Raw genomic sequence first — 18,714 nt, forward strand, 5'->3', positions numbered from 1 at the left:
CTTCAGTCGTTGGGATCGCGGCGGGTGGTCAGGCGCAGGTAGAGGCCGTCTTCGTCCTCCTCCAGGCCCAGGGCCATGCGTTTCATGCCCGCGATGTAAGGCTCGTTGGTGATGGCCTGGCGCAGGGGCTGGCCATCTTCGCCAAGGGGGCTGCGGCCCAGTGCCTGGGTCAGGGCCTCGATTACCGGGGGTTCCAGCGTGTCGTCCAGTTCATTGCCTTCCAGGTAATCCAAGCCGACGTCCCAGCGGCGCCTGAGCGCATCGAAGCGGTTACTGTACTCCCGGCGCAGTAGACGGCGCCAGGTTGGGTGACGGGAGATCCATTGGCGACGCAAGTCTGCGCTGGCGTCTTGTATCTCGACCTCGTCATGTACCGCGTCTTCGGTCCACGTAGAGACCTCGGCGGTTTGCCGGTAAAGCATCTCCTGCTGCGGTTCGGGGAAATCGAGACGCCTCGACAAGCGGGTGCGCAGGGCCAGGCGGATCTCGATCAGATCCAGACCTTCGCCCAGGCCGTTGTGCAACACGTCGTCCGACAGCGTATCGAAGCGATGCAGGTCCGGCAGCGCAGGCCTGGCGCCACGCTCGCCCAGTGGCCGGGCTTGCCAGGCGTCCAAGACTCGCAGTGCATCGCGCCGCGCCAGTCGCGCGTTATAGAGGTCCTGTGCCAGGGCGTTCACCTGATCACGCCGGAACAGGCGCCGGAAGAATTGGAACAGAGGTGGTGTGGCAATCTCCATGCCTGCGGTTTCATCGTAGGCCATGACTTCGATTTGCAGCGTACCGAACCCATCGGCACCGGCATCACCGCAACTGACCGGGAATGCGGCGGCCACCTCATTCAGCCGCCTGCGCAGGCGGCTACTGGCAGCTGCCCGGTCAAGCAGCGTCCAGACCTGGCGGGCAAAGACCTCGGGTTGACGCAGCGCACTGGCCGACATGCCGACCTGTTCGACCACATCACGCAGGCAGGCATTGCGGTCGCCTTCAAATAGTGCGTTCCAGGTGGCTTGCTGGGCATTGCTGGCGTTGTTCAGCCAGGTTGTTCGCTGCGCTGAAGCTGGAAGAGGTTCCGCGACTGCTTCTTCCTCGACGGAGGCGCCGATTACCCTGAGACTTTCTCGGGTCCGTTCATCCAATGGGTTGTAATTGGAGCGCCAGCGATAATTGGCGCGCCTTGCCAGCAGATGGTCGAAATAGGCAGAGTTCAGGAGGGTGTCGAAATCGGGAACCTGCCCGATGCGATTCATGCTCAGGTCCACTTCGCGCAGCATGCAGGGGGTGCGTTGCATCAAGGTGCTGAGCCCGGTGGGCCACTGCTGAAGTTGGCCGCTGTCCAGGCGCAGGGTGGCCAGATTTTCCAGGCCGCTCAGGTCTGGACTGAGGCCCAGCGGATTCAGGGTCAGGTGCAAGTGCCGCAATTCGCGCATTGAACGGAACGCGCCCGCCATGTCCGCATCCAGCGCAATGCGGTTGGCCCGCAAGTCCAGGTTCTCCAGGCGCAGGCCTGTGATCATCTGCAGGTCCGCCAGGGTGAGGGTCAGACGGTTGCGGGGCAGTTCCAGGCTGCGCAGATTGTTCAGGGTCGGCAATACTTCGTGGGCGGTGACCGGCAGCTCACCCAGGCGCGCACTGCTCAAGCGCAGTTCTCGAAGTTGCGGGGCATTGCGCAGCGCTCGCAGGACCGATGTGGCGCTGAGTTGCGGGCTGCTGCGTACATCGACTCGGCGCAATGACGGGAAGGCCTGCAAAAAATCGGCGGGCATCTCGATCACATTGAGGTTCTCCAGCGTCAGCGTGGTGATGTGATCGAAACGTGTCGATAGCGGCGGCAGCGCATCGAGGGCGACATTGGACAGGCTGAGCATCTCGCCGTCCAGGCGTTGCCAGGCCCGGATCAGCCGGTCGGTGGTGGTGGTGTAAAACGCGCCGACTTCCTCGCCCCAGTCGTTGGCGCCTGCGCTGGCCCAGGTGCCGAGTTGTTCGCGCAGCACTGCCAGTTGAGCGCGCAACACCTGAATCTGCTCGGTCGCGCCACCTCTGGCGCGCAGGGTGCCCAGCAGTTGTCGAACCTCGCGCCCCGTGAGCCCGGGGTACAAGGCATGCAGCTCGCGCTCGGCTCTAGAGGCGAATATGCCGGGGCTCAGAGGGTAGCCATACCTACCATCACTTAGACGCAGTGGCGAGCGAAAGCCGGTGGGCATGGGTTGCTGGCCAATCAGCCGGGCGGCGGCGCAGCGGTCGGCGAGTGCCGCGTGATAGCGCTGTTGCGCGGACCATTGCGGGTGACGGGCCAGCAGGTTGTCGCTGATGAGCTGGCTATCGGTGTTGGCCAAACTGTTGCGGTACAGGCCCAGAATTGCACGGTCCAGTCGCACGCGGGCTTGCAGCAGCCGTGCTTCCTCGGCGATACGCAGCGGCACCCGGCCTGCAAGCAGGCTGTCCCGTTCGGCACTGTTGGCCTGGCCGGCCAGTTCGTCGAGTGCCCGCCGGGGCAGGCTGGGAAACTGCCGAGCTATGGCCAGGGTCGCGGGGGAAGCTGCCTTGGGCTGGCTGCTGTACAGACTGTCGAACAGCGATGCCCGCCTTGCGCTCAGCCGATCGGCCATCAGCGTCTGCAAGGCCTGTTGATGTTGATCGCCTGGAGTTCCTTCAGGCAGCAGTGCCGCCACCGTTTCTTCGTCCAGGTTTTCCAGGACGATCCTGGCCAGGTATCCATTCTCAAGGTCGCTGCGGGTCACCTGTATCACCTGGTCGCCGAGCCGGTTGCGGCCATAGCGGGTGGCGCTGCCCATGGGCTCGGCACCGTCGAACACCTCCAGCGCCACATCCTCGGGCCAGCCGGGCAGTTCGCCGAGTACGCTGATGGCGAATTGTTTGTAGGCGGCCAGCGGACGGCCCTGGCGGGTTCGGGCGATGATGGTGTCGGCGGTGCTGTCGGCGTTCAACCGTCGCAGGGCGTCCTCGAGCAATGGCGGAGGGCGTCTGCCTTCGGCGTGGGCCTGTTCCAGCACGCCACGCTCCAGGCCGCTGCTGTCGAGTGCGGCCAGCAGGTCCTCATCGGTCAGCCCCTTGCAGAGTGGGCCGAAACGACGCATCAGCTTGACCCGAGGCCACGCCTGAGGCCGTTCGTGCGCCATGCGCCAAGCGCCGTTGCCATTGCCATGCAGGCGTGGCTGGTAGGCCTGTGGATCGTCCGGGTGGAGGATTCGCCAGTCTCCCCCGGCATCTTTGCGGACCTCGTGGAGGGCATCGTCCAGTTCCAGGAAATGCCGATCGTCATACTGCAGGATGCCTTCATCGTCCGGCTGCAGGTCCACCGGCAGTTCGACCGGGCTGCGATAGGGCGCGAGCTGAGGATGCCACAGCCGTTCCTGGTCATCGAGCCGGAGGCTTTCCATCCAGTCGACGAAGCCCGAGGCCTTGGCCAGCCTGTCGACACCGGCGATGGCGACCACACTGCCGAGGTTGACGAGCAACGACTCGACCTGGCTCACGGCCTGGGCGTTGTCACCTTCGGACCAGGCCTCGAAACCGTGGAAGATGCTGCTCATCACCTGGCCGGCGCCTACGGCCAGCATGGCGACGTCCAGGCCCGGAACGAACATGGCCGCCACCCCCAGCAGGGTCAGGCCGCGTTCGCCCCACAGCATCAGGCGTTCCTCCCGGGCCTTGGTGTCGATATCCGCCGTCGGTACCGCTACCCTGCGAGCGTCGTCCAGCAGCCGCTGCACATGGTCGTTGAACAGCTTGGGCCACACCGGGAAGGCAATGGGCGTTTCATGTACCGCCAGCGCGGGGAAGCGGACGGGACGCGGTGCTGACTGATCATCTGATTCGCTGGCAATCTCCCTTCCTTGCCAGGGATGTGTGGCGGGCTCGGTCTCGGCAAAGGCCGGGGAAGGTGTCTCGAGAGGGGGCACTTCGGCCAGTGGGCCTTCGAACAACCTGGCCTTGAGTTTTCTTGCCAGCTCCGGGCGATCCTTCAGGGCGACATGTTCCAGAAAACGTTCGCGATAGTCGGGCTCCAGCAAGCGGCGACGCAGGTACCTGCCGAAGGCCAGCAGGTTGATGAATTCCTGTACAGGCCGATCGTCGTCGAAGGGCAGGTAGGCGATATAGACGGGATCGGACTGTCCGTCTGCCGCCAACAGCCACAGGTCGTGCAGTTGCGTGCCCAGCATGCTCAAGGTCCGCACAGAGGCTGTTGCCGCTCCGTAACCTGGCGCCTGGTCGCTGGTGCAGAGCTGGAGCAAAGCCTGGAGACCAACATCGGTCAGGTGCCCACGCATATGGGCGATCAGCGCCTGCGCGGTGAGTTCGTCGCGCCGCGCCTGGCGCCACAGCGGTTGCAGCACGTTTTTTCGCCTACCGCCATAGAAGCTTCGCAGGTGCTGCTGATAGCGCTTGCCCAGGTCGAGCGCACGGCAGTGGCCGACAAAAGCGCTGGTACTCAGACCTGGGACCGGGGTGGTGTCGTCGACGCTGAGCTGCAAGGTGCTGAAGGGGCCGACTTCGGCCATGCCTTCGAAGTTGTGCAGGGCGGCTTCGAGCAGGCTGGTGAGGGTGGCGGCGCCGGACGGCTGTTCGCTCGGGATCGCCGGGCGAGGCCTGTCATGGGAGGCATCCGGATCGGGGAACTCGCCCTCCAGACCCTGGGTGAATGGTTGACGGCTGAACTGCGCTTGCGTGAGGGAAACCTGAACGCCCAACCGCGCCTTCAGCAAAGGTTCGCAGAACTCGGTAATGCCCTGCAGGCCCTGCAAGGCCTTGGCCAGTGCCTTGCTGCTGGCCGTACGCTGCTTGATGGCTTGGCGCAATTCGGCTTGTCGGGCAGGGGACGCCAGGACGAACCAGTCCGCGAGCTGCCCGTCCGGTTGGACGTGCTCCCGGTGGGCGCGGCGCAACAACCTTTGAGCGTGGGCTGGCTGCAGCTGTCTGGTCCAGCCTGGCAGGCTGCGCAGGATCTGTTGCCGGTGGTAGGGCGGGTCGATGCTATGCATGGTCGCATTCCAATGAAGGGGAGCGGCCATTCAAGTGCAGGTGGCAAGGTCTCGGGCGGTACATAATTGAGCCGCCGCCAGGGTGATGGCTGACACGCCCCAGACCGTTTGGCCCACAGCATCTGCGGCGGACTCACCGTCGGCCATTGACGGCGACGGCCTAGGGTCAGTCGGCGGGGACGCTGCTATGGTCTAGGCAAAGCCTGAACGTGGAGCACTGCCATGCCAGCTTTCACCATCCTGCATATCGACCACCTGGTCCTGCGCGTCGGCGATCTGCAGCGCAGCCTGGCCTTCTACCATGAACTGCTTGGCTGTCCGGTGCGCAAACGCCGGGATTCGCTGGGCATGATCCACCTGGGGGCCGGCGACGGCCTGATCGACCTGGTGGCGATCGACGGCCCGCTGGGGCGCCAGGGCGGCGCGCAGCCCGGCCCGACCGGGCACAATGTCGATCATTTCTGCCTGCGCATCGAGCCGTTCGACGAACCGTCGCTGAGCGCACTGCTGCGCGAGGCCGGGGTACGGGTCGAGGCCGCGCAGAAACGCTACGGGGCTGAAGGCGAGGGTGTCTCGCTGTATTGCTATGACCCTGATGGCAATCGGGTCGAACTCAAGGGGCCGCCGTTGGGTAGGGAGTTTTAGAACCAGGCCTTTCAAGTTTTTTGGGCGCTAGGGCTGTTGATCGAGTGAGGGCTACCAGATGTCCGCCGCAACCCTTGCAGCGCCTATCAGATCGAGCGCCGCCCGCGCGGCGCATCGCGACGCAAGGCCGCTCCCACATCTGTTTCGGGCCAGTCAGTCCTGTGCCATTACCGGGTCCGCCTTGTTGGTCCGACGCGGTTTCAGCTTGGTCACCACTGCCGCTCCACCTGTCTCAAGACATGCGCCAAGGCGGGCAACCATGGCCTGACAGGTTCGGCACGTTGCAACAAATGTGGGAGCGGCCTTGCGTCGCGATGCGCCGCGCGGGCGGCGCTCGATTTGACAGGCGCTGCAACTACAACGCCGATCACCCTAAGGAACCTCGTCCGCCCCAAGCAACAACCCAACCTGCTGACCCTTGGGCAACCGCCCCACCACCAATTGGTGCGACCGGCGCAGCAGGTCGCTCAGCTCGTCGCGGCCCATGGGGTAGGGCGGCAGCATGCTGATCCATTTCGCCCGCGCCAGGTAGGGCGCCGGGCGAATGCCGGGGCGGTCGCAGTAGCCGAGGAACAGCTCGTCGGCCACCTTGAACGACAAGCCGGCGCCGCCCAGGTCCTGCACGGCGAACATCTTGTTGCCGGCCACCGAGAACACCCGGATGCCGCCCCATTTATAGTCTTCCCGCGCCCCGGGCAGGGCCAGGCACAGCGCCGCCACCTGATCCTCGGACATCCTTTTCTCAGACATAACGCTCTCCACAGGCCTCGAACGAGACCGCCAGGTGATCGATCCACGCGCGTACCGCCGGCAGCAGGCCGCGGCGGTGCGGGTAGACCGCCTGCAGGTAGCCGCCGGGCAGCGACCAGTCTGGCAGCAGGCGCACCAGTTCGCCACGGGCCAGTTCCTCCTCGCAGAACATCGACGGCAGGGCGGTGAAGCCCAGCCCGGCGCGTACCGCGGCGTTGCGCACGACGAAGTCGTCGATGGCCAGCCGCGGCTCCAGGGCAACGTCCTCCTGGCGCCCGTGCGGCCCATGCAAACGGAAGTGCACCAGGCGGTCGGCCTCGGCCGCGCCTAGCACTGGCAGGCTGGCCAGCTCGGCGGGTTCGCGGATATGGTCGGCGAAGCCAGGCGCTGCCACCAGCTGCATCTGCGCCTGGCGCAGGCGGCGGGTGACCAGCGCCGGGTCCTCGTCACCCAGGTCGCGTACCCGCAGGGCCACGTCGATGCCTTCGGAGATCAGGTCGACCCGGCGGTTGAGCAGCACCATGTCCAGCTGCACCAGGGGGTACTGGGCAAGAAAGCGGCTAACCACATCCGGCAGGAAGGCGTGGGCCAGGGCCACCGGGCAGGACACCCGCAGGCGGCCGCGGGGCTCGCTGGACATGCTGGCCACCACCTCGTCGGCCATTTCCGCCTCCAGCAGCATGGCCTGGCAATGGTTCAGGTAGCGTTCGCCCACGGCGGTGAGCTTGAGCTGGCGGGTGGTGCGCTGCAGCAGGCGGGTGCCCAGGCGTTCCTCCAGCTCGGCGATGCGCCGCGACAGGCGTGACTTGGGGATGCCCAGCTGGCGCCCGGCGGCGGCGAAACCACCGGCTTCGACCACCCGGGCGAAGTAGAAGAGGTCGTTGAGGTCTTGCATTTGGCTGTCTCATTGTTCCATCAGTGGAACAAACTAACGCGTTTTTACCGACTTATCAGCTATTCGATGTGCCTATAGGATTGCTCCCATCGTGATCGCCCACCGCCGCGGTCTTCATTCACAGGAGAGTCCCATGAAACTGTTGCATATCGATTCGAGCATCCTGGGCGACAATTCCGCCTCCCGTCAGCTGAGCCGCGAAGTGGTCGAGGCCTGGAAAGCTGCTGACCCGAGCCTCGAAGTGGTTTACCGTGACCTGGCCGCCGACGCCATCAGCCACTTCTCCGCCGCCACCCTGGTAGCCGCCGGCACCCCGGAAGAGATGCGCGACGCTGCCCAGGCCCACGAGGCCAAGTTGAGCGCCGAGACCCTGGAAGAATTCCTCGCCGCCGACGCCGTGGTGATCGGCGCGCCGATGTACAACTTCACCGTGCCGACCCAGCTCAAGGCCTGGATCGACCGCGTGGCGGTGGCCGGCAAGACCTTCCGCTACACCGAGGCCGGCCCTGAAGGCCTGTGCGGCGACAAGAAGGTGATCCTGGTGTCCACCGCTGGCGGCCTGCATCAGGGCCAGCCTACCGGCGTCGGCCATGAAGACTTCCTCAAGGTGTTCCTCGGCTTCATCGGCATCACCGACCTGGAAATCGTCCGCGCCCACGGCCTGGCCTACGGCCCGGAACACCGTGCCAAGGCCATCGACGCCGCCCAGGCGCAGATCGCAGGTGAGCTGTTCGCTGTCGCCTGATCGCCATTGCGCACCTAAAGCCGACTGCCGCCCAGCGCGCCAGTCGGCTTTTTTCATCCAGTTTTCATGTGCCGCCGGCGCGCCGGGTTCTATGCTGGGACCCATACCTGAGCACCGCGCAGTGCCTTGCGACGAGGAGCGCCCTGCGATGAAGCGAGCCCGCATGCTGATGGCGCTGTTGCTGCTGGGCGGCCTGCTGGCCCGCGCCGACGCGGCGCCGTGGGCAGCCGGCTTGCACCGCCTGACCTTCAGCGACCCGGTGGACGCCCGGCCCATGCAGGCGTTGGTGTTCTACCCCTCCAGTGGCGAGGCGCATCCGGTGCGCATCGAGGGCTACCAGACCCGTGTCGCCGAAGAGGCGCCGGTAGCCATGGGCCAGTTCCCGCTGCTGGTGATCTCCCACGGCAATACCGGCAGCCCGATGGCCTTGCACGACCTGGCCAATGGCCTGGCCCGCCAGGGTTTCGTGGTGGTGGCGGTGGTTCATCCCGGCGATAACAACCGCGACCACAGTCGTTTGGGTACCCTCAGCAACCTCTATGGCCGCCCCCTGCAGATCAGCGCCGCGATCACCGCAGCGAGAAACGACAAGCTGCTCGCGCCGTACCTGAACGATGGCAAGGTCGGGGTGATCGGCTATTCCGCCGGCGGCGAGACCGCGCTGATCCTGTCCGGCGCACGTCCCGACCTCGAGCGCCTGCGCCGCTATTGCGAGCAACGCCCTGGTGATGCTGATGCCTGCAAGACCCATGGCGTGCTGATCGCCGACCACAGCGAGCTGGCGCCTCGCGCCGATCCCCGGGTGGGCGCGGTGATGCTGATGGCGCCGTTGAGCCTGATGTTCGGCCGCCACGCCCTGGCCGGCGTGCAGGTGCCGGCGCTGATCTACAGCGGTGACAACGACCAGCTCCTGGCCCTGGAGCACAATGCCGATGCCCTGGCGCGCAAGCTGCCGGTCACGCCTGACTACCGCCTGCTGACCGGCGCCGGCCACTTCGTGTTCATGGCCCCCTGCGACGACGAGCAGCACCAGCGCATGCCGGTGCTGTGCAAGGACGCCGAGGGCGTCGACCGTCGGCATATCCATCGCTCGCTGCGCAGCGAGACCAGCGCTTTCTTCAGCCAGGCACTGGGCGCGCCGGAGCCCGCCGAGCGTTCAGCCGCGGCGGGCCAGCAGCAGGGTCAGGCCCACCCCTGACAGGGCGAGCAGGGCGGCGACGCAGAAGATCGAGGCATACCCCAGGTGCACCGCCACCGCGCCCATCACCGGGCCGGCGATGGCCAGCGCCAGGTCGAAGAACACCGCGTAGGCGCCCAGCCCGGCGCCACGGCTGCTGCTGGGCACCTGGCGGATCGCCTCGACGCCCAGGGCCGGGTATACCAGCGACAGGCCGAAGCCGGTCAGCCCGGCACCGACCATCGCCCACAACGGCGACGGCGCCAGCCATAGCAAGGTCAGCCCGAGCACCTCGGTGGCCATGCAGACGATGGCCACGTTGTAGCCGCCGAAGCGGTTGACCGCATTGACGAACAGAAGCCGCGACAGGATGAAGCACAGGCCGAAGGCGCTCAGGCACCAGGCGGCGCCAACCCAGCCACGCTCGAGGTAGTACAGGGTGACGAAGGTGGTCAGGGTGCCGTAGCCGATCGACGCCAGGGTCAGTCCCACGCCACAGGGCGCGACGCGGCCGAACGCCGACCAGAACGGCAACCGTTCGCCGCGCACCACCACCACGTCCGGCCGGGTACGCAGCACCAACAGGGCCAGCAGCGCCAGGCCCAACAGTGCCGGACCGAGCACGGCGAAGCTCAGGCCACCCACCAGCAGCACGCCGGCGGGCGCGCCGATGGCGATGGCGCCATAGGAGGCGATGCCGTTCCAGGAAATGACCTGGGCAGTATGTTCCGGCCCAACCTGGCCGATCCCCCAGCTCAGCGTCGCGACGCCGATCAACCCCTGGGCGATGCCCAGCAACAGCCGGCCGCCCAGCAGCAGTGCCAGGCTCAGCCAGGGCAGGGTCAAGGTCCAGGCCGACAGCAGGGTCAGCACGCCACAGCCGGCGATGCCGTACAGGCCGTAGCGGATCGCGCGCTTGCCGCCGAGGGTGTCCGCCACCCGTCCGGCGAAGGGCCGGCTGAGCAGGGTGGCCAGATACTGCAGGCCGATGGTCAGGCCGGCGATCACCGCGCCGAAGCCCAGCTGGTCGTGCACATGGCCAGGCAGCACCGCGATCGGCAGGCCGATGCAGAGGAAGGCGATGAAAGTGTAGAAGACGATCGAGAGGATCTGCAGGGTGACGCTGGAGGCGTGTGGCGCGGTCATGGGGCTCGTTCGCGGGCGGGCGGTGGGGCTGTGCCCATCATGGCCGCTGCGAAGTGGAAAAGGAAGCAGGCTAACTAATTAAACGCATCGCGGGGCAAGCCCGCTCCCACAAGGGTATTTGAGACACTTGTGGGAGCGGGCTTGCCCCGCGATGAAGATTGCTCAGCGTTGGATCAGACCACCACGCCCTGACTGCGCAGGTAGTCGTCATAGGTGCCGCTGAAGTCCACCACGCCATCGGCTGTCAGCTCGATGATGCGGGTGGCCAGCGACGACACGAACTCACGGTCGTGGCTGACGAACAGCAGGGTGCCCGGATAGTTCTCCAGCGCCAGGTTCAGCGCCTCGATCGATTCCATGTCCAGGTGGTTGGTCGGTTCGTCCATCACCAGCACGTTGGGTTTCTGCAGGATCAGCTTGCCGAACAGCATGCGGCCCTGCTCACCGCCGGAGATCACCTTCACCGACTTGAGGATCTCGTCGTTGGAGAACAGCATGCGCCCCAGGGTGCCGCGGATCACCTGCTCGCCGCTGGTCCACTGGCCCATCCAGTCGAACAGAGTGACGTCGTCTTCGAAGTCGTGGGCGTGGTCCTGGGCGTAGTAGCCCACTTCGGCGCTGTCGGTCCACTTCACTTCGCCCTTGTCCGGGGTCATCTCACCGACCAGGGTGCGCAGCAGGGTGGTCTTGCCAATACCGTTGGGGCCGATGATGGCCACGCGCTCGCCGGCTTCGATGGTGAAGCTGAAGTCCTTGAACAGCACCTTGTCGTCAAAGGCCTTGGCCATCTTGTCGACGATCACTGCCTGGCGGTGCAGTTTCTTGGTCTGCTCGAAGCGGATGAACGGGCTGACCCGGCTCGATGGCTTGACCTCGGCCAGCTGGATCTTGTCGATCTGCTTGGCGCGCGAGGTGGCCTGCTTGGCTTTCGAGGCGTTGGCCGAGAAGCGGCTGACGAAGGTCTGCAGTTCGGCGATCTGGGCTTTCTTCTTGGCGTTGTCCGACAGCAGCTGCTCGCGGGACTGGGTCGCGGCCGTCATGTACTCGTCGTAGTTGCCCGGGAACAGACGCAGCTCACCGTAGTCCAGGTCGGCCATGTGGGTGCAGACGCTGTTGAGGAAGTGACGGTCGTGGGAAATGATGATCATGGTGCTGTTACGCGCCGTGAGGATCGTTTCCAGCCAGCGGATGGTGTTGATGTCCAGGTGGTTGGTCGGCTCGTCGAGCAGCAGCACGTCCGGATCGGAGAACAGCGCCTGGGCCAGCAGCACGCGCAGTTTCCAGCCCGGGGCGACTTCGCTCATCGGGCCGAAGTGCTGTTCCAGTGGAATACCCAGGCCCAGCAGCAGCTCGCCGGCGCGGGATTCGGCGGTGTAGCCGTCCATCTCGGCGAATTCGGTTTCCAGCTCGGCGACGGCCATGCCGTCTTCCTCGCTCATCTCCGGCAGCGAGTAGATGCGATCGCGCTCGGCCTTGACCTTCCACAGCTGCTCGTGGCCCATGATCACCGTGTCGATCACGGTGAATTCTTCATAGGCGAACTGATCCTGGCGCAGCTTGCCCAGGCGGGTGTTGGGCTCGAGCATCACCTGGCCGCCGGACGGCTCAAGGTCGCCACCGAGGATCTTCATGAAGGTCGACTTGCCACAACCGTTGGCGCCGATCAGGCCGTAGCGGTTGCCGTTGTTGAATTTGACCGAGACGTTTTCGAACAGGGGCTTGGAGCCGAACTGCATGGTGATATTGGCGGTGGAGATCAAAGCGCTTACCTATCAGTAGCTTACGTGGCTGGATTTTCAGCTGATACCGATCTGATACCAATCCTGAGCGTGTCCAGCTCGCTCCAGTCGGAGCTTGAGTTGAGCCAACGCGCATGCGTCGACAGCAGCATGCGCACGCTGTGACCCAGCTGTTGGGTGATAAATGCGGGAGTTGAGGCCAGACATTGCGGCTATTGTCGCATAGGTGTGACGACAGTTGTATGGGGGCTCTCCTGATCCCCAGTTCACTCAGCCTCTTGACCATCGGCGCCAGTGGGTGACCCACGCCACGCAACGGCGTCTATAGGGGTCTGTGCAAGGACGCAAAAAGGACGTTACGTGATTTGCAAGGCGATTTTACTGGTGCTGATTGCCAGCTTGAACGGATGCATGGCCACCGCCATGCGCATGGATTATGACAAGCACCGTTGTCCTTACATCGGCCTCAGGTTCGATTGGTGGCTGGTAGGCACATCCAAAGGAAAGCTGATCCCTTTTCTACTGCTAGACGCGCCGTTTTCTCTGGTGGTCGACACCGTCTTCTTTCCCTTCGAGTATCAATACACCTGCAATCTTTAACGTAGCGGACTCGTCCAAATCGAGGTGTGATCCAGCCTGGCTTTTTCATCCGCCCAGCGCCAGCATGACTGGCAAAAGTTGTAGCAGGTCTTGCCCAGGCGATTCTGTATCTGGGTCTACGCGGGTATTGAAGGCGGCCGTAGCCGGGCTATGGTAGATTCCTGCCTTCAACAGGGAGGTGCCAATGAGCAATCGAGGGAGGGATCGTCAGATCGACAACATCGAGTTCAACGTCAGAGACATCAAGCGCAGCAAGGATTTTTACGGCGCGGTGTTCGGTTGGACCTTCATGGATTACGGTCCGACATACACCGAGTTCAGTGATGGTCGGCTTACCGGCGGCTTGACCACGGGCGAGCCGGTCAGGCCAGGAGGGCCTTTGGTCATCCTGTACGCAGACGATCTTGCCAAGGCCGAGAACACTGTCGTGGCGGCGGGCGGCAAGATCAGCCGGGAAGTGTTTTCGTTCCCAGGTGGAAAGCGATTCCATTTCATCGACCTAGATGGCTATGAGCTGGCTGTATGGACAGCTGCAGATTGAGATGGAACGAGCCATCTGTATCCTTCACTGAACCGGCTTGATCAGCTCCTGCCCTTGGTTGCGTGCGTTACCCACTGCAGCGCCCACCCGGTGCCACTTGAACGTCTCTGCCGGCTCGCCCAGGTTGAGCAGCAACTGCTCGGCGTGATCGCTGGATAAAGGGGCGGACATCCATTCGATCGCCAGGCCAGATGACAGCACCACCGGTCGCCGGTCGTGCACGTCGACCAGGCCGCCCTGGGCATCGGCGGTGATGATCACGAACCCGTCATGATCGTTGCCGGCGAACTGGCCGATGGCGGCGCACAGGGCAGGGCGACCGTCGCGCCGGTGGATGTAGTAGGGCTGCTTCTTCGACCCGCCTTCATCCACCCATTCATACCAGCCGTCCACCGGGGTGATGGCCCGGTATGGCCATATCGCCCGGAAGAAGGCGCCGTGCGCTACCTTTTCAATGCGGGCATTGATCGGCGTGGCCCGGTCGGTCGCCCAATGTGGACGCCATCCCCATCTCACCAGGTCCGCGCGCGGACCTGCGTCGTCTACCCTAAGCACCGCGACCTGCGTGGTCGGCGCAACGTTGTAGTTGCCGAGCGGCTGCTCACCGATATTGTTCCGCCAGGCCTGCGGCATGCTCAGGGTCTCAACGAAGTCATGGAGCCCGCGATACTGGCTTAGTCTTCCGCACATTTCCCAGCCCTCCTGCTTGAGCTCAAAGGGTAGGTCGTCGAGTGATCATCAGTTGCGAGATGACTGCGCCAGGAACTCTGTCGGCCCTCACAGGGCCTTGCCGAACTACTGGTTTGGGGCTTGTTCAGTCAGTGGTCGATCCCTCAAGCGCGGCTCTTCTCATTCCTGCCTGGCGAACCTCTCGCGGCGGCAGCGGTGTCGCCGCGCCGGGCCCATCGCCACACTGCATTCCCTTCAAGTCGCTGGGCGGAATGTGGACATGCAGCTGCCGACGGCGCTGCTGGATGATCTTCTGGATGCATCTCATGGGGGCACACCTTGATGGGCATCCTTGCGAGAGCCGGAGGGCATGACCATCAGTAAACGCCTGTTTGCCCAAAACACCCGTCTCGCCTGACCAATGGCGCTGGCGGGCTGGAATGGGAGTTGCTTGAACCCAGGAAACCGATTATGCGGGGAGAGCAAATATGTTCCAGGATGACTTCTATTTCATGAGCTTCGTAGTGGCTGCCGTGCTGGCTGTGGATGTGGTGGCGATCTTCATGTTCCTGCAAGCCAGTGCCTGATCCCAATCCTGGGGAACAGCCCCCTGAATCGGGGCCAGGCGCACGGCGGTCGTTCGGTTCAGGGTTGATTGATTGTCGCTCACCTCGAGGTGGTAGCGCGTGGCCAGGGTGATATGCTGCGCCGCTTACCTGATCGGGAGTCTGTGGATGGCGTGGATGGACCGTGTAAAAGCCACGAGTGAGCGATTCACCGCTCGGCAACGCTGCATTGTCGGTGCGGTCCTGTTGGTCGCCTGGCTTGCAGGAACGGCCGCGCTCCCCGGCGTTGATCTTGTGTTTCTGTATGTCGGTTCGATGCTCATGTTCTTCGGCGCCGTGACAGTCCGGATCAACAAACGACCCTGAGTGACCTTCGTGGTGCCATGCACTGCATCGCGGGGCAAGCCCGCTCCCACGCTGGTGATGCCTGTAGCTTTGCTGCCTGCAACCTTCTTGTTTGGCATGGGGTTTATACCGGCCTTTGAACATTCACGGCAGGCCCTTTATCTATCTGGGCGTTTGTTGATTCGAATAAGTATTCGTTTGAGTGTTCCGCTTGTCTGCTGGACAAGCCGACCCACTGGACGCTAGTACACTCACCCGTGCGGTAAGCAAGTCCCACTCATAAGGAGCATGAGTCATGGCACAGCAACAAAAGGCTTTTGATGAAGAACTGGCCGCCGATGTTCAGGTACCTCCAGGGTATACCTACCTGAGCAGCGGTCGTTGCGATGTGAAGGGCAAGGAAGGAGAGCGGGCCGGCGCGAACTTCGTCGAAGCGCAGATCCAGCAGTACAAATCCTTCATTCTCAGGACCACCGCCGGCGCGGGCACGTTCATGGTGCGCCTGGACTACTCTGGCGGCAGCGACAAGAACCTGCAGTACATCAGTATCGATGCGAACTACTCCGCCCAGGAGACCTTCAACATTCGCAGCGTTTCGATGAGCAATCTGCGTGGTTTGTTCGCCGCCGGCAAGAGTTCGGCCAACCTGAGTTTCTACGTGTTCGGAAAACCTTGATCGGGTTCGCTTGACCTGCATGGACTCCGGTCGATCGATGACCGGAGTCTTGCGCCTTTAATCCTGTGACTGTGCTAGATTCCTTCGCCTTACAGGCATCGAGCGGGTAGGTTTTTGCCCGGGGCGATGCGAGGAGTGCCTGGTGGAAGGGAGTTTCAGCCTACCCATGTTCATCGAAACACCGCGTCTTGTCCTGCGTCCCTGGGCCGAGCGGGACATCGAAACCTTTGCTCTCGTCAATGCCGACCCCGAAGTCAGGCGCTACTACTATCCCGCGATACTGTCTCCTGATGAAACCCGGTCGATGCTCGCGGACTGCGATCACCATCTGCAGGTCCATGGTTTCGGTTTCGTCGCCGTCGAACGCAAGGTCGATGGCGCGCTGGTCGGCGGGCTTGGACTGTCCCTGACCGGGGATGAGATACCGGGCGGCCCGCAGGTCGAAATCGGCTGGATTCTCGGGCGCAGCCACTGGCGGCAGGGGTACGCCTTCGAGGCGGCCAGCGCGTGTCTGGAGCACGCGTGGTCAACGCTTGGGCTAAGGCAGGTCATCGGCTACACCTCCAGCATCAACACCCCGTCGCGGGCTTTGATGGAGCGGTTGGGTATGCGTTCGGATCCGGCGGAGGACTTCCCCGACCCGACGGTGCCTGAAGGCAATGCATTGCGGCCGCACGTGCTCTACCGAATCGACAGGCCGGCCTGAAAGCGATGCGATATAGCGAACCGGCCTACCGCGCCCATCACCCGGAGCTAGTCTTGTAGATCGTAAGCAGACTATTAAAAAGGGTGGTAGGTGTCTGACCCTGTCCGGGGCTTCCTGCTGGGGTGGTTGGAGTCTGTATGAGCCGTTTGATGATGGCAGTGGCCGCCAGCCTGTTGCTGGTGGGCTGCGCACACGATCCCGATATCCGTGCGGGCCGCGACAACACCTTCGGCATGACCGCGAAAAGCCCGCCGGAGTACCTGAACTGCGTCAAGGCCGAGCTTCCCGATACGGTCACGACCTATGTCGTGCAGAACCAGGACGCCCTGGAGCTATTTGTCGCCAGCACTGACCCGAACAAGGCCGAGGGGCTGGTCAAGGTTCAAGGCTCCGCCGGGCGGCAGCAGTTCTCGGCGTATCAGCGGGATGCCTGGTATGACAAGGGGCGCCTGCTCGATGCCGCGCTGATGTGTTCGCGGGTATGATCGCAGCTTAGCGGGGCGCGCCAGTTTCCATCGCGCCTCGTGAAGCGATCCCGCCCCACTTCACCTCAGGTGCCCCTCATGTTGAACGGACTCAACCATCTCACCCTGGCTGTTTCGAACCTGCCGGACAGCATCGTGTTCTATCAGCAGATCTTGGGCTTCAAGCTCGATGCACGTTGGGACCGTGGTGCCTACCTGAGTCTGGGCGACCTTTGGTTGTGCCTGTCGGTCGACCAGATCGAGGCAGGCGACTTGCAGCGCAACTACACCCACTACGCATTTTCCATCCGCCAGACCGATTTCGCGGCATTTGCCCAGCGTTTGCATGAGCATGCTGTGAGCCTGTGGAAACAGGACAGCAGCGAGGGCGACTCACTGTACTTCCTCGACCCGGACGGCCACCAGCTCGAAGCCCATGTCGGCGATCTGCAGTCGCGGCTGGCGGCCTGTCGGGTCAAACCCTACGCGGGCATGGCGTTCTACGACTGACGCATCCGCGCCATGCACAGCGCATCGACGTACCCCCCGTCACGCACGCCGTAATCGCGCAGCCGGCCTTCGGTCTCGAAGCCGAACTTGCGATACAGCGCCAGCGCCGGTTCATTGTCGGCGTAGACGGTGAGCTGGACCCGGCGCAGGTTCATCCAGTTGTCGGCAATGTCGAGGATGGCCGTCATCAGCCGCGAGCCGACGCCCTTGCCTTGCCAGGCCTGGGCAACGCCCATGAGCAGCTCGCCCAGGTGCGCCTGGCGGATGCGTGTGCTCTGGTCGAGGCCGATATTGCCGATCACCTGGCCCTGGTGCACCGCCACCAGGCGGACCTGGCGTTCGTGGTAGGCGGCCAGGCGTTCGCGCCAGACCTCGACGGACTGGTAGGGCATCTGCAGCACCTGGCGGCACACGGCCGGCTCATTGTAGAGCGCGGCGATGCCCTGCAAGTGCCGCTCGGCAAACCGTTCGATGACGATGTCGGGCGATGCGTCGGTCACTGTGTTTCCATCCTTTGAAAAACGAGTGGCGCCCCAGTGTACGGGGCGCAGGTCCAGGCTGGCCAGTGGCGATGACCTGGCAAGAAAGCGGATGCGCCGGCGCGCCACGATGGGTACAGTGCAGTGATCGTCGTCCTGCCGGAGCCTGTCATGTCCTGTGCCTTCACCCTCATGCAATCGCCTGTCGGCACCCTGACCCTGGTGGCGCGGGGCGAGCGGCTGGCCGCCGTGCTGTGGGAGCACGAGCGGGAAAACCGGGTGCGCCTGGGCGACCTGCACCGCGACGACCAGCACGGCGTGCTGCGCGAGACTGCCCGCCAGTTGGGCGAGTACTTTGCCGGGCAACGCCAGCGCTTCGAGCTGCAACTGGATTTCGCCGGCACCGAGTTCCAGCGTGAGGTCTGGGCCGCGTTGTTGACCATTCCCTTCGGCCAGACCCGCAGCTACGGTGAGATCGCGAGGCAGATCGGCAAGCCTGATGCGGTCCGAGCGGTGGGCGCGGCCAACGGGCGCAACCCGATCTCGATCATCGCGCCATGCCACCGGGTGATTGGTGCCTCGGGTAGCCTCACCGGTTTCGCCGGCGGCCTGCCGGCCAAGCAGTTCCTGCTGGCACTGGAAGGGCGGCAGAGCCTGGCGCTAGATTTCTAGGCGTCAGCCGAGCCAGAGGCAGAGCAGCGCCAACACGAGGGCCAACATGCTGCCGGCAATCAGGCTGTAGTGGCGGTGGGCGCGGCGGGCGTGGGCTTCGACCTCTCGCAGGTACTGGCCTGGAGGTGGGGCGTCCGGGCGATGGCGAAGGCCTTCGGCGATATCGGCCAGGCGCCCGCGAATCAGGGTGCCCACCAGGTACCAGACGCTGGCATAGCTGGCCAGGATCACCAGCACGTATTTCATATGGCCGATAACCCGGCAGTGCCCGTCTGTGGCGCCGATCGCAGTGTGCAGGTCCTCATGGTGCATCCGTCCTTGGCATGTCGTCGATTGACGAGGATACAATCGACGGGCGCAGACTCCCAGCGCCGATGTGTCGATTT

19 protein-coding genes and 1 pseudogene are annotated in these 18,714 nt (G+C 64.1%); 11 read left to right on the forward strand and 9 right to left on the reverse strand.

Annotation, left to right across the window (positions count from 1 at the left end; genetic code table 11):
* Positions 1–2 precede the first annotated feature (2 nt).
* Positions 3–5,003, reverse strand: coding sequence for a dermonecrotic toxin domain-containing protein (locus ACZ899_RS05580; protein ID WP_234561138.1), 5,001 nt, complete (start codon positions 5,001–5,003; stop codon positions 3–5).
* A 222-nt stretch (positions 5,004–5,225) separates the two neighbouring features.
* Between ACZ899_RS05580 and ACZ899_RS05585 the strand changes: the two genes are divergently transcribed.
* Positions 5,226–5,648, forward strand: coding sequence for a VOC family protein (locus ACZ899_RS05585; protein WP_234561139.1), 423 nt, complete (start codon positions 5,226–5,228; stop codon positions 5,646–5,648).
* Between the two features lie 372 nt (positions 5,649–6,020).
* On the opposite strand, the gene ACZ899_RS05590 is transcribed toward ACZ899_RS05585, so the two are convergent.
* Both ACZ899_RS05590 and ACZ899_RS05595 read right to left on the reverse strand, forming a co-directional pair.
* The gene (locus ACZ899_RS05590) at positions 6,021–6,398 is read right to left on the reverse strand and encodes an MmcQ/YjbR family DNA-binding protein (RefSeq protein ID WP_232857676.1); all 378 of its coding nucleotides are present in this window, start codon (positions 6,396–6,398) and stop codon (positions 6,021–6,023) included.
* Entirely contained in the window at positions 6,391–7,293 is a 903-nt protein-coding gene (locus tag ACZ899_RS05595; RefSeq protein WP_198743936.1) for a LysR substrate-binding domain-containing protein, read from the reverse strand. Before ACZ899_RS05595 ends, ACZ899_RS05590 begins: the two co-directional genes overlap by 8 nt.
* A 133-nt stretch (positions 7,294–7,426) precedes the next feature.
* On the opposite strand from ACZ899_RS05595, the gene ACZ899_RS05600 reads away from it, so the two are divergent.
* Both ACZ899_RS05600 and ACZ899_RS05605 read left to right on the forward strand, forming a co-directional pair.
* The gene (locus ACZ899_RS05600) at positions 7,427–8,038 is read left to right on the forward strand and encodes an FMN-dependent NADH-azoreductase (RefSeq protein WP_234561140.1); all 612 of its coding nucleotides are present in this window, start codon (positions 7,427–7,429) and stop codon (positions 8,036–8,038) included.
* Between the two features lie 148 nt (positions 8,039–8,186).
* On the forward strand, positions 8,187–9,236 hold the full coding sequence (locus ACZ899_RS05605) for an alpha/beta hydrolase family protein (protein WP_234561141.1): 1,050 nt from the start codon (positions 8,187–8,189) through the stop codon (positions 9,234–9,236).
* On the opposite strand, the gene ACZ899_RS05610 is transcribed toward ACZ899_RS05605, so the two are convergent.
* The 3 genes and pseudogenes from ACZ899_RS05610 to ACZ899_RS05620 all read right to left on the reverse strand — a co-directional run.
* On the reverse strand, positions 9,195–10,361 hold the full coding sequence (locus ACZ899_RS05610; RefSeq protein WP_203646628.1) for an MFS transporter: 1,167 nt from the start codon (positions 10,359–10,361) through the stop codon (positions 9,195–9,197). The genes ACZ899_RS05605 and ACZ899_RS05610 overlap by 42 nt on opposite strands.
* Before the next feature lie 173 nt (positions 10,362–10,534).
* Positions 10,535–12,121 carry an ABC-F family ATPase gene (locus ACZ899_RS05615; protein ID WP_110738874.1) on the reverse strand — a complete coding sequence of 529 codons (1,587 nt, stop codon included), beginning with the start codon at positions 12,119–12,121 and terminating at the stop codon, positions 10,535–10,537.
* Between the two features lie 20 nt (positions 12,122–12,141).
* A pseudogene (locus ACZ899_RS05620) lies at positions 12,142–12,349 on the reverse strand (site-specific integrase); the annotation flags it as partial.
* A 111-nt stretch (positions 12,350–12,460) separates the two neighbouring features.
* Between ACZ899_RS05620 and ACZ899_RS05625 the strand changes: the two are divergent.
* Together ACZ899_RS05625 and ACZ899_RS05630 are read left to right on the forward strand one after the other, a co-directional pair.
* Positions 12,461–12,700, forward strand: a complete 240-nt coding sequence (locus ACZ899_RS05625) for a YceK/YidQ family lipoprotein (RefSeq protein ID WP_234561142.1) — start codon at positions 12,461–12,463, stop codon at positions 12,698–12,700.
* Between the two features lie 184 nt (positions 12,701–12,884).
* Positions 12,885–13,241 carry a VOC family protein gene (locus ACZ899_RS05630; RefSeq protein WP_234561143.1) on the forward strand — a complete coding sequence of 119 codons (357 nt, stop codon included), beginning with the start codon at positions 12,885–12,887 and terminating at the stop codon, positions 13,239–13,241.
* A gap of 24 nt (positions 13,242–13,265) precedes the next feature.
* Here ACZ899_RS05630 and ACZ899_RS05635 read toward each other — a convergent pair whose 3' ends face one another.
* Positions 13,266–13,931 (reverse strand): SOS response-associated peptidase, encoded by a 666-nt coding sequence (locus ACZ899_RS05635; protein ID WP_234561144.1) that lies wholly within the window; start codon positions 13,929–13,931, stop codon positions 13,266–13,268.
* 713 nt (positions 13,932–14,644) lie between these two features.
* Between ACZ899_RS05635 and ACZ899_RS05640 the strand changes: the two genes are divergently transcribed.
* From ACZ899_RS05640 to fos, 5 genes are all read left to right on the forward strand, one after another.
* Positions 14,645–14,842 (forward strand): hypothetical protein, encoded by a 198-nt coding sequence (locus tag ACZ899_RS05640; protein WP_234561145.1) that lies wholly within the window; start codon positions 14,645–14,647, stop codon positions 14,840–14,842.
* 274 nt (positions 14,843–15,116) lie between these two features.
* On the forward strand, positions 15,117–15,497 hold the full coding sequence (locus tag ACZ899_RS05645) for a hypothetical protein (protein WP_234561146.1): 381 nt from the start codon (positions 15,117–15,119) through the stop codon (positions 15,495–15,497).
* A 166-nt stretch (positions 15,498–15,663) separates the two neighbouring features.
* Positions 15,664–16,203, forward strand: a complete 540-nt coding sequence (locus ACZ899_RS05650) for a GNAT family N-acetyltransferase (RefSeq protein ID WP_234561147.1) — start codon at positions 15,664–15,666, stop codon at positions 16,201–16,203.
* A 137-nt stretch (positions 16,204–16,340) separates the two neighbouring features.
* Positions 16,341–16,688 (forward strand): hypothetical protein, encoded by a 348-nt coding sequence (locus tag ACZ899_RS05655; protein WP_234561148.1) that lies wholly within the window; start codon positions 16,341–16,343, stop codon positions 16,686–16,688.
* A 78-nt stretch (positions 16,689–16,766) separates the two neighbouring features.
* Positions 16,767–17,177, forward strand: a complete 411-nt coding sequence (fos, locus tag ACZ899_RS05660; RefSeq protein WP_234561149.1) for a fosfomycin resistance glutathione transferase — start codon at positions 16,767–16,769, stop codon at positions 17,175–17,177.
* Here fos and ACZ899_RS05665 read toward each other — a convergent pair.
* Positions 17,168–17,677 carry a GNAT family N-acetyltransferase gene (locus ACZ899_RS05665; RefSeq protein WP_234561150.1) on the reverse strand — a complete coding sequence of 170 codons (510 nt, stop codon included), beginning with the start codon at positions 17,675–17,677 and terminating at the stop codon, positions 17,168–17,170. The genes fos and ACZ899_RS05665 overlap by 10 nt on opposite strands.
* Positions 17,678–17,827: 150 nt before the next feature.
* Here ACZ899_RS05665 and ACZ899_RS05670 point away from each other — a divergent pair, with 150 nt between their 5' ends.
* Complete coding sequence (locus ACZ899_RS05670; protein WP_203646608.1) at positions 17,828–18,328, forward strand: methylated-DNA--[protein]-cysteine S-methyltransferase; 501 nt, start codon at positions 17,828–17,830, stop codon at positions 18,326–18,328.
* Positions 18,329–18,331: 3 nt separating this feature from the next.
* Here ACZ899_RS05670 and ACZ899_RS05675 read toward each other — a convergent pair whose 3' ends face one another.
* Entirely contained in the window at positions 18,332–18,574 is a 243-nt protein-coding gene (locus tag ACZ899_RS05675; protein ID WP_232857649.1) for a hypothetical protein, read from the reverse strand.
* Between the last annotated feature and the right edge of the window lie 140 nt (positions 18,575–18,714).

The sequence above is a fragment of the Pseudomonas sp. TE31087 genome, from assembly GCF_057284075.1.

Coding starts and splice junctions, on each gene's coding strand:
- ACZ899_RS05580 (WP_234561138.1), bottom strand. CDS start 5,003: ATGCATAGCATCGACCCGCCCTACCACCGGCAACAGATCCTGCGCAGC.
- ACZ899_RS05585 (WP_234561139.1), top strand. CDS start 5,226: ATGCCAGCTTTCACCATCCTGCATATCGACCACCTGGTCCTGCGCGTC.
- ACZ899_RS05590 (WP_232857676.1), bottom strand. CDS start 6,398: ATGTCTGAGAAAAGGATGTCCGAGGATCAGGTGGCGGCGCTGTGCCTG.
- ACZ899_RS05595 (WP_198743936.1), bottom strand. CDS start 7,293: ATGCAAGACCTCAACGACCTCTTCTACTTCGCCCGGGTGGTCGAAGCC.
- ACZ899_RS05600 (WP_234561140.1), top strand. CDS start 7,427: ATGAAACTGTTGCATATCGATTCGAGCATCCTGGGCGACAATTCCGCC.
- ACZ899_RS05605 (WP_234561141.1), top strand. CDS start 8,187: ATGAAGCGAGCCCGCATGCTGATGGCGCTGTTGCTGCTGGGCGGCCTG.
- ACZ899_RS05610 (WP_203646628.1), bottom strand. CDS start 10,361: ATGACCGCGCCACACGCCTCCAGCGTCACCCTGCAGATCCTCTCGATC.
- ACZ899_RS05630 (WP_234561143.1), top strand. CDS start 12,885: ATGAGCAATCGAGGGAGGGATCGTCAGATCGACAACATCGAGTTCAAC.
- ACZ899_RS05635 (WP_234561144.1), bottom strand. CDS start 13,931: ATGTGCGGAAGACTAAGCCAGTATCGCGGGCTCCATGACTTCGTTGAG.
- ACZ899_RS05640 (WP_234561145.1), top strand. CDS start 14,645: ATGGCGTGGATGGACCGTGTAAAAGCCACGAGTGAGCGATTCACCGCT.
- ACZ899_RS05645 (WP_234561146.1), top strand. CDS start 15,117: ATGGCACAGCAACAAAAGGCTTTTGATGAAGAACTGGCCGCCGATGTT.
- ACZ899_RS05650 (WP_234561147.1), top strand. CDS start 15,664: ATGTTCATCGAAACACCGCGTCTTGTCCTGCGTCCCTGGGCCGAGCGG.
- ACZ899_RS05655 (WP_234561148.1), top strand. CDS start 16,341: ATGAGCCGTTTGATGATGGCAGTGGCCGCCAGCCTGTTGCTGGTGGGC.
- fos (WP_234561149.1), top strand. CDS start 16,767: ATGTTGAACGGACTCAACCATCTCACCCTGGCTGTTTCGAACCTGCCG.
- ACZ899_RS05670 (WP_203646608.1), top strand. CDS start 17,828: ATGTCCTGTGCCTTCACCCTCATGCAATCGCCTGTCGGCACCCTGACC.
- ACZ899_RS05675 (WP_232857649.1), bottom strand. CDS start 18,574: ATGAAATACGTGCTGGTGATCCTGGCCAGCTATGCCAGCGTCTGGTAC.